The 13,927-nt window shown below is 29.6% G+C and carries 14 protein-coding genes; 13 read left to right on the forward strand and 1 reads right to left on the reverse strand.

Translation table 11 applies throughout. From position 1 onward, the window contains the following. Positions 1-53 precede the first annotated feature (53 nt). From radA to AEBR_RS09840, 3 genes are read left to right on the forward strand one after another with little or no spacing between them, the layout of a single operon-like run. Entirely contained in the window at positions 54-1,403 is a 1,350-nt protein-coding gene (gene radA, locus AEBR_RS09830; protein ID WP_129086417.1) for a DNA repair protein RadA, read from the forward strand. 41 nt (positions 1,404-1,444) lie between these two features. Beyond that, positions 1,445-1,864, forward strand: coding sequence for an rRNA maturation RNase YbeY (ybeY, locus tag AEBR_RS09835; protein ID WP_129086416.1), 420 nt, complete (start codon positions 1,445-1,447; stop codon positions 1,862-1,864). Next, positions 1,864-2,781: a calcium/sodium antiporter gene (locus tag AEBR_RS09840; RefSeq protein ID WP_129086415.1), complete on the forward strand. Its 918-nt coding sequence runs from the start codon at positions 1,864-1,866 to the stop codon at positions 2,779-2,781. The genes ybeY and AEBR_RS09840 overlap by 1 nt, the downstream gene beginning before the upstream one ends. Positions 2,782-2,795: 14 nt before the next feature. Here AEBR_RS09840 and AEBR_RS09845 read toward each other — a convergent pair whose 3' ends face one another. After that, entirely contained in the window at positions 2,796-3,197 is a 402-nt protein-coding gene (locus tag AEBR_RS09845; RefSeq protein ID WP_129086414.1) for a Fur family transcriptional regulator, read from the reverse strand. A 246-nt stretch (positions 3,198-3,443) separates the two neighbouring features. Between AEBR_RS09845 and AEBR_RS09850 the strand changes: the two genes are divergently transcribed. The 10 genes from AEBR_RS09850 to pgsA all read left to right on the forward strand — a co-directional run bounded on the left by AEBR_RS09850 (position 3,444) and on the right by pgsA (position 13,922). Next, positions 3,444-4,097 carry a ferritin family protein gene (locus tag AEBR_RS09850; protein WP_129086413.1) on the forward strand — a complete coding sequence of 218 codons (654 nt, stop codon included), beginning with the start codon at positions 3,444-3,446 and terminating at the stop codon, positions 4,095-4,097. A 70-nt stretch (positions 4,098-4,167) separates the two neighbouring features. Next, complete coding sequence (locus AEBR_RS09855; RefSeq protein WP_172658890.1) at positions 4,168-5,712, forward strand: endonuclease/exonuclease/phosphatase family protein; 1,545 nt, start codon at positions 4,168-4,170, stop codon at positions 5,710-5,712. Further along, positions 5,702-7,003: a murein biosynthesis integral membrane protein MurJ gene (gene murJ, locus AEBR_RS09860; protein WP_129086411.1), complete on the forward strand. Its 1,302-nt coding sequence runs from the start codon at positions 5,702-5,704 to the stop codon at positions 7,001-7,003. Before AEBR_RS09855 ends, murJ begins: the two co-directional genes overlap by 11 nt. 44 nt (positions 7,004-7,047) lie before the next feature. Beyond that, a complete protein-coding gene (locus AEBR_RS09865) occupies positions 7,048-8,757 on the forward strand; it encodes an ABC transporter ATP-binding protein (protein ID WP_129086410.1) in 1,710 nt (569 codons plus the stop codon). 65 nt (positions 8,758-8,822) lie between these two features. Then, the gene (locus AEBR_RS09870; protein ID WP_128979481.1) at positions 8,823-9,881 is read left to right on the forward strand and encodes a quinone-dependent dihydroorotate dehydrogenase; all 1,059 of its coding nucleotides are present in this window, start codon (positions 8,823-8,825) and stop codon (positions 9,879-9,881) included. 86 nt (positions 9,882-9,967) lie between these two features. Next, a complete protein-coding gene (locus AEBR_RS09875; protein WP_228712143.1) occupies positions 9,968-11,233 on the forward strand; it encodes a M16 family metallopeptidase in 1,266 nt (421 codons plus the stop codon). Next, the gene (locus tag AEBR_RS09880) at positions 11,233-11,697 is read left to right on the forward strand and encodes a globin domain-containing protein (RefSeq protein ID WP_129086408.1); all 465 of its coding nucleotides are present in this window, start codon (positions 11,233-11,235) and stop codon (positions 11,695-11,697) included. The genes AEBR_RS09875 and AEBR_RS09880 overlap by 1 nt, the downstream gene beginning before the upstream one ends. 13 nt (positions 11,698-11,710) lie before the next feature. Then, a complete protein-coding gene (gene dapA / locus AEBR_RS09885; protein ID WP_206732071.1) occupies positions 11,711-12,601 on the forward strand; it encodes a 4-hydroxy-tetrahydrodipicolinate synthase in 891 nt (296 codons plus the stop codon). Next, positions 12,601-13,380, forward strand: a complete 780-nt coding sequence (locus AEBR_RS09890; RefSeq protein ID WP_129086407.1) for an enoyl-ACP reductase — start codon at positions 12,601-12,603, stop codon at positions 13,378-13,380. Before dapA ends, AEBR_RS09890 begins: the two co-directional genes overlap by 1 nt. Next, entirely contained in the window at positions 13,380-13,922 is a 543-nt protein-coding gene (gene pgsA / locus AEBR_RS09895; protein ID WP_128979471.1) for a CDP-diacylglycerol--glycerol-3-phosphate 3-phosphatidyltransferase, read from the forward strand. The genes AEBR_RS09890 and pgsA overlap by 1 nt, the downstream gene beginning before the upstream one ends. Positions 13,923-13,927 lie beyond the last annotated feature (5 nt).

The raw sequence follows: 13,927 nt of genomic DNA on the forward strand, positions 1-13,927 counted from the left end.
CCTCTCTTATAAAAAGTTTTATATAATTCAAATAAGAAATAAAAGGGTAAAAAATGGCAAAAAAGAAAACATCACTTTTTGAGTGTCAACATTGTGGAGAACAAAGCACTAAATGGCTTGGGAAATGTCCAAACTGCGGTTCATGGGATAGTTTTATTGAACTAAATCAAGAGCAACAAGAGGTACTCAAACAAACAGCAAAAGTAGTTAATACAACATCAAAAGCTACACCAATAACCCAAATAGAACAAGATGATGTAAGTAGATTCTCTTCATATAATGATGAGTTTGATTTAGTTTTAGGTGGAGGAATAGTTCCAGGAAGTTTAACTTTAATTGGAGGAAGCCCAGGAGTTGGAAAATCAACTCTACTTCTTAAAGTTGCAGGAAGTATTGCCCATTCAGGTAAAAAAGTTTTATATGTATCAGGAGAAGAGAGTTCAGGACAAATAAAACTGCGAGCAAACAGACTTGAAGCAAATAGTGAAAGACTCTATTTACTTAGTGAAATTAAACTTGATGAGATACTTGATGAACTTTTAAGAGAAGATTATGAGGTATGTATTATTGACTCTATTCAAACTATCTATTCAAGCTCTATTACTTCTGCTCCTGGTTCAGTTTCACAAGTGCGAGAGATAACCTTTGAACTTATGAGAAAAGCAAAAGAGTCTGATATAGCCATGTTTATTATTGGACATATTACAAAAGATGGAAGTATTGCAGGACCTCGTGTTTTAGAACATATGGTTGATACAGTTTTATACTTTGAAGGGGAAGCGAGTAGAGAACTTAGAATGTTAAGAGGCTTTAAAAATAGATTTGGTTCAACTTCAGAAATAGGTATTTTTGAGATGACAGGAGAAGGACTTATTTCTGCAAAAGATATTGCTTCAAAATTTTTTGATAAAAGTAAAGCTCAAAGTGGTTCAGCTCTAACAGTTGTAATGGAAGGAAGTAGAGCTTTAATTATAGAGGTTCAAGCGTTAGTTACAGAATCAACCTATCCAAATCCAAAAAGAAGTGCAACAGGTTTTGATGCAAATAGATTAAATATGCTTTTAGCTTTACTTGAGAAAAAAATTGACTTACCCCTAAACCACTACGATGTTTTTATAAATATAAGTGGAGGAATAAAAATAAAAGAGAGTTCAGCTGATTTAGCTGTAATTGCAGCAATAATTAGTTCATTTAGAGATAGACCTATATCAAAAGAGTCTGTATTTGTTGGAGAAGTATCTCTTACAGGAGAGATAAAGGATGTTTACTCTATTGATTTAAGATTAAAAGAGGCACAAGCCCAAGGAATAAAAAAAGCTGTAATAGCTCAAAAAACAAATCTGAAACTAAATCTTAAAACATTTGCTGTTGATGAAGTTGCTAAAATGATAGAACTTTTTTAACAAAAGTTGGATATAATCCCCCAAAAAATAATGGGAAAAAAGTGATTGACTTTGATAATCAAACAGATGTAAAAATAGACATTTCTACTTTAGAAGAGATTGCAGAAGATTCTACTTCAAAAGATATTGAACTTCTAGTTGTAAATAATGAAACAATAAAAGAGCTAAATAAAGAGTACAGAAATATAGACAAAGCAACAGATGTTTTGAGTTTTCCATTAGAGTTTGAGATGGAAAATATGCCTTTAGGTTCTATTGTTATCTCTATTGATTTTGTTGAGGAAAAAGCAAAAGAGTATGGGCACACTTTTGATGATGAATTAAAACTTTTGTTTATTCATGGACTTCTTCACTTACTTGGTTTTGACCATGAGGTGGATAATGGAGAGCATAGAGAAGAAGAAGAGAGATTGATTGAAAAGTATAATCTTCCTAGTAGCTTGATTGTAAGGAACTCATAATGGATATATTGATATTTATTGTAGCAATGGCAGCACTTATTTATGGTGCAGATTTTATTATTGAGCAGAGTGAAAGAATTGCCCTTCACTACAAAATATCACCTTTTGTTATTGGTGCTACTTTAATTGCTGTAGGAACCTCACTTCCTGAAATGGCAGTATCAATTTCAGCCTCAGCTAAAGGAAGTGGAGATATAGCAGTTGCAAATGTTATTGGAAGTACAATTTTTAATATTGCTCTTGTTTTAGGAGTGGTTTTTTTAATTTCTAAAAAGATAACACCCAATAGAGATCTTTTTGCAAAAGATTCTGCATGGGCACTTTTCCCTATTTTAGTTTTTATTCTAATGAGTATTGATGGTAAATTAAACTTTGTTGATGGAGTTCTTTTTGTTATTTTAATGCTTGGATATCTGTTATTTCTTGTTACTTCAAATCAAGTTGACAAAGTTGATGAAGAGTTAAAAAAAGAGAAATTTGCTTGGGGAAAATCTTCAGTTATGCTTCTTTTTGGATTTGTTTTAACAATAGGTGGGGCAGATTTTGCAATTGATAGTGCAGGAAATATTGCAAGAAGTTTTGGTATCAGTGAATGGGTAATTGGACTATTTTTAGTTGCCTTTGGAACATCTTTACCTGAACTTACAATCTCTGTAAAATCGGCACTTAATAATAATTCTGATTTAGCAATTGGTAATATTATAGGCTCAAACGTTGCAAACTTTACTATGGTATTAGGTTTTAGCTCAATGGTAAATCCACTAAATGTAAACCTGTCAGCAAACTTTTTTGATATAGCAGCAGCATTTGTTTTATCACTTATGCTTGTATTTATTACAGCAAATAAACTCTATAATAAAAGTGCAGGAATTGCACTTATGGTAGTATTTGGATTGGTTATTCAAAATAGCTTATAAAGCTATTTTGAAACTTATTGACAATTAGAACAAACTCCAGAAAATACAACTTTTGTATCTTCAACTTTGAAATTTGAAATTGATAAAATTGAACTATTTAAAATAGAAGTATCAATATTTATATCTTCAATTTTTCCACAAGATTTACAAACAAGATGAGAGTGTTCCTCTTTTACTAACTCATATACTGATTTAGATTCAGGAATTTTAACTTCATTTAAAAATATTTTTTCTACCATCGCATTAACATTTTTATAAATAGTTGCAAGAGAAATAGAAGGAAATTTTTTTAATAAATTTTGATATAACTCATCTATGTTCATATGCCCATTTTTATACAACTCATCTACAATAGCAACTCTTTGAGGTGTTACTTTTAGATTATACTCTTTTAGCAGTATCGAACTATTGAACATGTCTCTTCCTTTCCTGCGTATTTTACATAAAATTTTATTAATTTTACTTATCGCAGCTTTATTCATTTTGAAATATTATTAAAAAAAACTTTTTTTCTCTTTTATTAATTAATATTAGTAAAAGAAAATTATTTTCTTTTAAGCTTACTTTTAGACTTAAAAATTGTATAAGTTACATTATACTATAATTCACTTGATAATTTTTATCATTTAATAATTAATTTAAATAAACCATAAGGAGAAGAAATGAAACAGTATCAATCGTATAAATGTAACAAATGTGGAAATGTTGTAGAAGTGCAAAAAGTAGGTGGTGGAGAGCTTCACTGCTGTGGTCAAGCAATGGAAATGATTACAGAAAATTTAACTGCTGTTAACTTAATGAAAGCGTTTGCTGGAGAGTCTATGGCAAGAAATAAATATGAGTATTATGCAAAAGTTGCTCAAAAAGAGGGATACAGAGATATAGCTGAACACTTCCAAAGGGCAGCAAATAATGAGAAAAAACATGCAAATTTAGAACTTAGAGCTCATAATGAGATGATTAAAGGTAAAGAGTTAGGAAATACAGTTGAAAACCTTTTAGATGCAATTGCTGGAGAAAGTTATGAAAATATCACAATGTATCCAGATTTTGCAAAAATTGCTAAAGAAGAAGGGAAAAATCAAATCTCAAAAATGCTTGAACTAATTGGTAAAATTGAAGTTGAGCATGAAAATATGTATAAAATGCTTTTAGAGAGACTTGAATCAGGTAAAGAGTTTGAAAGTGATAATGAAGATGAAGAGTGGATCTGTGAAGTCTGTGGACATGTACATAGAGGTAAAAAACCACCAAAAGTATGCCCAGTATGTAAACACCCACAAGAGTATCAATCAAGACTAAACAGCAAAAAATAGTCTTATCTTAAGAGTAGAATTTATCTACTCTTAGATAAAATATCAAACTAATTTATCATTTGGAGTTGGTTTGATAAAAGCCCTTTTTCTATTATCTCTCTTATTAGTTCAACTATATTCAAAAAATATCACCATATGCTCTTATAATGTTGAAAATCTATTTGATTTAGAAAATGATAAAAGTGAATATAAAGAGTACAAACCAAATGAAAAATCTAAATGGAATAAAAAAACTTTTGATATAAAAGTTTCAAATATTTTAAAAGTTTTAAATGATATGAACTGTGATATTGTTGCACTTCAAGAGATAGAAAATGAAAAACTAATAAAACTTTTACAAAAAAAACTACCAAAATACGCTTACTCATCTTTTTCTAAATTTAAAAATGCAAGTGTAGGACTTGGATTTTTAAGTGCAATTAAAATTGTAGAAAATAAAACTATTGATGTAAAATTTAGTGATAAACTCTTTAGACCTATTTTAGAGAACACCTTTGTTGTTAATAATATTGAATTCAAAATTTTTAATAACCATTGGCCTTCTAAAAAATCAAATGAGAGTTATAGAATAAAATATGCAAAAACACTTTTTGATAGTGTAAATGAATTACCAAGAGATTACGACTACATTTTGCTTGGAGATTTTAACTCAAATTATAATGAATTTGAAACAATAAAATATGATGAAAAGTTAAACTCTACAAATGGGATAACAGGGATAAATCAAGTTTTAAATACAACTTTAGATAAAAAATATATAACTTATGATGATATATTAAGAAGAGATAAAAGAGTACACTATAATCTATGGCTTGATTTAGAGTATAAAGATAGATTCTCAACAATTTTTAGAAATAACTATAATACTCCTGATAATATTATTGTATCCCCTGCTCTATTTGACAATAAAAAAATGAGTTACGTAAAAAATAGTTTTAAAATCTTTAAACCAGACTATCTTTTTAAAAATAAAAATATTTTTAGATGGCAGATAAAAAATGAGATTCATAAAGGTGAAGGCTTTTCTGATCATCTTCCAATTATGGCGACTTTTACCACTGATAAAATAAAAAATAGTATAAAAAAAGATGAGAATGAGAATAAAATATCAACCCTTTATAAAAAAATAAAACTTATTGAACCACTTGTTATAAAAGATGCTATTGTAATTTACAAAAGCTCAAATAACGCCATAATTAAACAAAAAAATGATAGAGCTATTTTTTTATATAACAATGCCAAAGAGCTAAAAGAAGGCTTCTCTTATGATATAAAAGTACTTCAAATAAAAGAGTATTTTGGCTTAAAAGAGATATCAGAGTTTGAGATATTAAATAGTAATCAAAAAGAAAAAAATTATAAAACCATGTATGTTGATGCTAATATAGATTTTGAGGATACTAAGTATCAAAATGAAATAATACAAAATATTGAAGGTATATATAAAAAAAGAGATCTTTTTTTTGATAATAAAAAAGTTAGGCTCTACTTCAAAGATAAAGAGCTTGAACCAAAAGATGGAACTAATATAATAATTAAAAGAGCGCAAATTGGGTATTATAAAAATGGCGTTCAATTAGTAATAAATAATAAAAGTGATATAGATGTTAATTAAATCGATTTTTACAAACAGCAGTGGAATTTTAGTCTCAAGAGTTCTTGGTTTTATAAGAGATCTTTTAACTGCCTCAATTCTTGGAGCAAATATCTACTCTGATATCTTTTTTGTTGCCTTTAAACTACCAAATCTTTTTAGACGAATATTCGCTGAAGGTGCTTTTACACAAGCTTTTATTCCCTCTTATGCAAAAAGTAAAAATAAGATCAGATTCTCTTCTATGGTCTTTTTGGAACTATTTTTCTTTTTAATAATTTTATCTTTAGTTGTAACACTTTTTTCAACTCTTGTAACAAAAGTTGTTGCTTTTGGTTTTGATGAAGCAACCATCAAATTAGCTTCACCTTTAGTTGCTATAAACTTTTATTATCTACCTCTTATTTTTTGTGTAACTTTTATTGCAGCACTTTTACAATATAAAAATCACTTTGCAACAACAGCTTTTTCAACAGCTTTATTAAATATTGCAATGATTATAGCCCTACTTATATCTAAAAATATGGATAAATATGAGATTACCTTTTATCTCTCTTATGGAGTAATTGTAGGTGGTTTTTTACAAGTTGCCGTTCATCTAATGACAATGAAAAAACACAATCTTTGCAAAATATTTACTTTTAGAAAACATAAAAAAAAGGATGAGAATAGATTTTATAAAAGCTTTTTTGCTGCAACAGTAGGAAGTTCAACAGCACATATCTCTGCTTTTTTAGATACTTGGTTGGCTTCATTCTTAGTAAGTGGTTCTATCTCTTATTTATATTACGCAAATAGAGTTTTTCAACTACCCCTTGCTCTTTTTGCAATAGCAACTTCTACTGCTTTGTTTCCAATGATTGCAAAGGCAATAAAAAACAAAGATGAGAACAAAGCGTTACATTTAATGAAAAAATCATCACTAATACTTTTTGTTCTTCTTTTTGTAGCTACATTAATTGGAACAGTTTTTAACAAAGAGATAATCTGGCTTCTTTTTGAAAGGGGTGCTTTTACTTCAACTGATACACAAAATACTGCTTTAGTTCTAGTTATGTATCTACTTGGTTTAGTCCCTTTTGGTTTAGCAAAAATTTTTTCATTATGGCTTTATGCAAATGAAAAACAGTTTTTAGCTGCAAAAATATCTATGAAAGCCCTTGGAGCAAATATAGTTTTTTCTTTACTTTTAATTATCCCTTATGAGGCAGCTGGACTTGCTTTTGCAAGTACTCTAAGTGGATTTATTTTGCTTTATCTAACCCTAAAAGAGTTTGGATTTAAAAAAGTAAAAACCCTCTATTTTATGTAATTTTAGATAAAATATATCCTTAATTCAAAAAATACGGAAGCTTTATGAAAAACTTTTTTAAATACTATTTGCCACTTTACAAAAATTATAAACTTAAAATTTTTTATTCACTAATTGGTATTTTACTTGTAGCTGGGGGAAGTGGAGGATTAGCTTATATTGTTAAACCACTTCTAGATGAAGTCTTTATTGCAAAAGATAAAGATATGCTTTTAATGATACCTTTTTTATTAATTCTTGTTCAATCAGCACAAGGTTTTGGAAAATATATACAGGTCTATTATGTCTCATATATTGGGCAAGATATTATTAGAATAACAAGAGATAGACTACTTCAACATATTCTAACTTTAGATATCTCATTTTTTCAAAAAAAACATGGTGGAGAGTTAATCTCTAGATTAACAAATGATATAAATAGAATTCAAACGGCTGTTTCAAACCAAATTGCAGGACTTATTAGGGAAACTTTAACTATAGTTGCTCTAATTTTCGTAGTTATTTACCAAAGTGCTGAATTGGCTTTTTATGGTTTAATTGTTTTACCTATTTCTGTTTATCCTCTGTCAATTCTAGCTAGAAAAATAAAAAAACTCTCATTTAGATCTCAAGAGAGTGCTTCAGATATCACTTCTCATTTAAGTGAAACTTTTAATAATGTTGAAATAATAAAAGCAAACTGTACAGAAAAAATGGAACTTGAAAAATTTGAAGAGCATAATAAAAACTTCTTTAATATAAATATAAAAACAGTAAAAACCTCTGAACTTAGTTCTCCAATTATGGAGTTTTTAGGTGCAGTTGCTGCTGCTATTGTTATTATGTATGGAGGTTCAGAGGTAATAAGAGGTGAACTAACAGCTGGTTCTTTTATGTCTTTTATAGCTGCACTATTTATGCTTTATACTCCAGTTAAAAGGCTCTCTGCAATCTATAATCAACTTCAAGATGCAGTTGCTGCCCATGAAAGAGTTATCTCTTTATATGAAATTAAACCTCAAATATTAACAGGAGATAAAAATTTCCCTGAAAATATTGAAACCATTGATATAAAAAATGTATCACTAAATTATGGTGAATTACAAGCTTTAAAAAATATAAATTTAAGTGCAAAAAAAGGTGAAAAAATTGCCCTTGTTGGAGATAGTGGTGGAGGAAAATCTTCACTTATAAATCTTTTAATTAGATTTTATGATGTAAATAGTGGAGAGATTCTATTTAATGAGACTCTTTTAAAAGAGATTAATATTAAATCACTTAGAACAAATATCTCTGTGGTAACCCAAAGAGTTTATATTTTTAATGATACTATTGCTTCAAATGTTGCTTATGGGCAAAAAATAGATGAAGAAAAAGTTATTGAAGCTTTAAAACAAGCCCATGCTTATGATTTTGTCTCTAAAATGGAAGATGGTATTTATGCAAAACTTGATGAGTTTGGGACAAACTTAAGTGGAGGTCAGCGACAAAGAATCGCTATTGCAAGAGCTTTATATAAAAATCCACAGGTTTTAATTTTGGATGAAGCAACATCAGCGTTAGATAATGAGAGTGAATCAATTATCTCTGAAGTAATAGATGAGATTAGTAAAAATAGAATCACTTTTGTTATTGCTCATAGACTAAGTACAATAAAAAATGCAGATAAAATTGCCGTATTTAAAAATGGTGAAATTGTTTGTGTTGATAAAGAGAAGAATCTTCTTAATAACTGTAGCGAGTACCAAAGATTATATAATCTTGCAAATCTATAGTAAATCAACTTTTTTTCAATACTTTTTCGATAAAATATTAAAATTTTTTTATTAAAGGAACATCTTTGCTTAATTATAAAACATTAAAAAAAGTACTATTTTTATTTCAACCAGAGACTGCACACAGTCTAGCAGAGATAGGACTTAGAATACTTCCCTATTTTAAATTTATTTATAATTATATGGTTAATAGAAACTTTATTATAAATCCAAAACTAAAACAAGAGATTTACGGTATAAATTTTCCAAATCCTGTGGGATTAGCAGCAGGTTTTGATAAAAATGCAACTATGGTTAAACCAATGATGGCTTTAGGATTTGGATACACAGAGATTGGAACAATGACCCCAAGACCACAACCAGGTAATCCAAAACCAAGAGCATTTAGATTTCCTGAACAAAACTCAATTCAAAATGCAATGGGTTTTAACAATGAAGGTTCAGCAACAGTATTAATGAATCTAAAAAAAGTTTATCCTTTTTCAATTCCTGTTGGAGCAAATATTGGAAAAAATAAAACAACTTCTGAAGAGTTTGCAATACAAGATTATAAAACATTAATTAGAAAATTTAAAGATGAAAGTGACTATTTGGTAATTAATATTTCAAGTCCAAATACTCCAAATTTAAGAGATTTGCAAAATGAAAAGTTTATTAAAGAGCTATTCTCTATGGCAAAAGAGATGACAACAAAGCCTGTTTTTCTTAAAATTGCTCCAGATATGGAAGCCTCTACAGCAATTGAACTTTGCAAAACAGCAGTTGATGCAGGAGCAGCAGGGATTATTGCAACAAACACAACTATTGATTACTCTTTAGTTCCTAATGCAAAAGATTTTGGAGGATTGAGTGGAGCTTGTTTAACCCAAAAATCTTATGAACTTTTTAAAGAGATTGCTAAAGAGTTATATGGTAAAACAGTTCTTATCTCAGTTGGAGGAATTTCTAATGCAGAAGAGGCATACAAAAGATTAAAAGCAGGTGCTTCTTTGATACAAGTTTACACAGGATTGATTTTTGAAGGTCCTTCAGTTGTAAAAGAGATAAACGAAGGTATTTTAGAACTTATGGAAAAAGATGGATTCAATAACATTAGTGAAGTTATTGGTTCAGATTTAAAATAACAAAGGTTAAATAAATGACAAATTTAAAAAAGATAAAATTATTATCTTTTTATCTTTTTATATTGACAATTTTTATGGGAGAATTGATGGCTCAGAGTTTACCAAAATATTATGAAAAAACTTTAGAAAATGGATTAAAAATAGTTGCAATTCCAATGGATAATGGTACGAATGTTGTATCTACAAATATATTCTACAATGTTGGAAGTAGAAATGAAATGATGGGGAAATCAGGTATTGCACATATGCTTGAACATCTAAATTTTAAATCAACAAAGAATTTAAAAGCTGGTGAATTTGATGAGATTGTAAAAGGATTTGGTGGGGTAAACAATGCTTCTACCTCATTTGACTATACAAAATATTATATAAAATCAAGCTCTAAAAATATGGATAAATCTTTAGAACTTTTTGCAGAATTAATGCAAAATTTAACGCTAAAAGATGAAGAGTTCCAACCAGAAAGAGATGTGGTTGCAGAAGAGAGAAGATGGAGAACAGATAATAATCCAATGGGATATTTACAATATAGGTTATTTAATAATACTTATATCTACCATCCATATCACTGGACTCCAATTGGTTTTACCCAAGATATAAAAAATTGGACTATTGAAGATATTAGAAATTTTCATTCTACATATTATCAACCAAAAAATGCAACAGTTGTTGTTGCAGGAGATATCTCAAAAGATGAAGTTTTTGCCTCTACAGAAAAATATTTCAAAGATATAAAAAATGAAAAAGAGATACCAGAAAAAGTTCATATGGTAGAACCAAAACAAGATGGGCAAAAAAGCATAACAGTTTATAAAGATACACAAATTCAAATGCTTGCAATTGCTTATCATATACCAAATTATGAGCATGAAGATCAACTTGCTCTTTCTGCACTTAGTGAACTTCTAAGTTCAGGGAAAAGTTCGTATCTTCAAAAAAAGCTTATTGATGAAAAAAGATTAGTAAACTCAATCTATGCTTATAATATGGAGTTAACTGATCCAGGAGTTTTTATCTTTATGGCTGTTTGTAACGAAGGTGTTAAAGCAAAAGATGTTAAAAAAGAGATTGACAAAATAATAGCTGAAATAAAAGATGGGAAGATAAAAGATTCTGAAATCGAAAAAATTAAGATAAATACAAAGGCTGATTTTATCTTCTCCCTTGAAGATTCAAGTTCAGTTGCTTCACTATATGGAAGCTACTTTGTAAGAGGAAATATAAAGCCCCTATTTGAGTATGAAAAGAAAGTATCAAAACTCAAAAAAGAAGATATTGTAGAAGTTGCGAAAAGATATTTAACCAAAGGAAACTCTACAACTGTTATTTTGAAAAAAGGGGAAGAGAATTAATGGATTATAAAATTACAAAAACAGAGTTTGGAGAGAGACCAGATTATGAACTTCCAAAGCCTATTTTTCTTGAAGAGATGGGTGAAGAAGGATTGGTAAAACTTTTTGATGAATTTTATGATTTAGTTGCACAGAGTGATATTGGAAACTTCTTTCCACAAGATGAAGAGGAGTTGCAAAAGATAAAGAGTCACAATGTGAAGTTTTTTATTGAAGCTTGTGGTGGACCTAAATACTACTCTGAGGCTGTTGGACATTTTGATATGATAAAGGCACATGAGCCTTTTTCAATCACAGAAAAAGCTAGAACAGAGTGGTTGGGATGTATGGAAGAAATTTTAAGAAAATCTACTATCTCAGATGAAGCAAAAAAGAGCTTTTGGGACTATTTAGAGAGATTTTCTAAACATACAGTTAATGTTAATACTGGTTTAAAACTACCAGAAGATATAGTAAAAGTTTAAGAGTTAAAGGAAGATTATGGAGATTATAACGGGTGCAATGACTGCACTAATTACGCCATTTAAAAATGGTAAAGTAGATACTTTAAAATATGAAGAGTTAATCAAAAGACAAATTGCGCAAGGCATAGACGTAGTTGTACCAGTTGGTACTACAGGAGAGAGTGCTACACTATCAGTTGATGAAGATAAAGAGTGTATAGAAATAGCTGTTGCAACTTGTAAAGGAACTGGGGTGAAAGTAATTGCTGGAGCTGGTTCTAATGCAACACACGAAGCTTGTAATATTGCAAAACATGCACAAGCAGTTGGTGCAGATGGACTTTTATCAGTTGCACCATATTATAACAAACCTTCTCAAGAGGGAATTTATCAACACTATAAAGCAATTGCACAATCTGTAGAGATCCCTTTTGTACTTTATAATGTTCCAGGAAGAACTGGTTCAGATATTAGTGCAGCAACTGCTATTAGACTATATGATGAAGTAAAAAATATATATGCAATTAAAGAGGCAACAGGTTCAATTGAAAGAGCAATAGAGATAAACTCACAAAGACCAGATTTTTGTGTAATTTCAGGAGATGATGCAATAGATTTTCCTATGTTAGCAAATGGAGCAAAAGGGATTATCTCTGTTACAGCTAACTTACTTCCTAATTTGAAATCTAAACTTGTTCACTCTGTTTTTGAAGGAGATTATGACACATCAAGAGAGATAAATAACAAATTGTATGAACTAAATAAAAATCTATTTATAGAGCCAAATCCTATTCCTATAAAAGCTGCAATGTATCTTGCAGGTTTATTGGATACTTTAGAATATAGACTTCCTTTAACAGCTCCTAGTGCTGAAACAATGAAAAAACTAGAAAAAGTATTAACTAAATATGAGGTGATAAAATAATGAATGAATTCATGAAAGGGAAAACATTAGTAATTAGTGGTGGAACCAAAGGTATTGGAAAGCAATGTGTTTATAAATTTGCAAGCAATGGTGTAAATGTTGCATTTACATATAATTCAAATGCACAAGTTGCAGAAGATATTTGTAAAGATGTTGAAGAGAAATTTGGTGTTAAATGTAAATGTTATCCATTTAATATCTTAGAACCAGAGAAATACAAAGAGCTTTTCGAAGAGATTGACAAAGATTTTGATAGAGTTGATTTCTTTATCTCTAATGCTATGATTTATGGTAGAGCAGTTGTTGGTGGATATGGTAAATTTATGAAATTAAAACCAAGAGGGTTAAATAACATCTATACTGCTACTGTTAATGCTTTTGTTTGTGGTGCACAACAAGCTGCAAAAAGAATGGAAAAAATTGGTGGTGGTTCAATTGTTTCTCTAAGTTCTACAGGAAACTTGGTTTATATTGAAAATTATGCTGGTCATGGTACAAATAAAGCAGCTGTTGAAGCAATGGTAAGATATGCAGCAACAGAACTTGGAGCAATGGGAATTAGAGTAAATGCAGTATCTGGTGGTCCTATTGATACTGATGCACTTAAAGCATTTACAAACTATGAAGAGGTTAAAGCAAAAACTGCTGAATACTCTCCATTAAACAGAATCGGTCAACCTGAAGATTTAGCACAATCTTGTTTCTTCTTATGTACACAAGATGCTTCTTGGATTACAGGTCACACACTAATTGTTGACGGTGGGACAACTTTTAAATAATGAAAAAGAGTCTAAATCTTCCTAATTGTTTAGCCCTTTTTAGAGTAGCATTAGCTCCACTAATGCTGCTTTTCCTTATGGAAAGAGACTCTCTTCTTTTTCAAGGATGGCATGCAAGCTGGCTTGACTACTTTGCAGGACTAATCTTTGTAATAGCTTCAGTAACTGATTTTTTTGATGGATATATAGCAAGACAATGGAACCAAATGACAAAATTGGGTGCAATTTTAGACCCATTAGCAGATAAAATGCTTATGTTAGCTGGTTTTTTAGGTCTTATGTTAATAGATAGAGCTTCTGGATGGGCTGTATTTTTGATTTTATCAAGAGAGTTTTTCATAACAGGACTTAGAGTTGTAGCAGTTGCTGACGGACAGAATGTTGCTGCTTCAATGGCAGGAAAAGTAAAAACTGTATTTCAAATGATAGCAATTGGTTTTCTAATTATGAATTGGCCTTTTGCAACTATTTTACTCTGGATTGCAGTAGCTTTAACGCTATATTCAGGATATGAATATACAAGAGATTATTTTAAAAATTAAGGGTT

The organism is Halarcobacter ebronensis, from assembly GCF_013201825.1.
GTDB classification, from domain to species: domain Bacteria; phylum Campylobacterota; class Campylobacteria; order Campylobacterales; family Arcobacteraceae; genus Halarcobacter; species Halarcobacter ebronensis.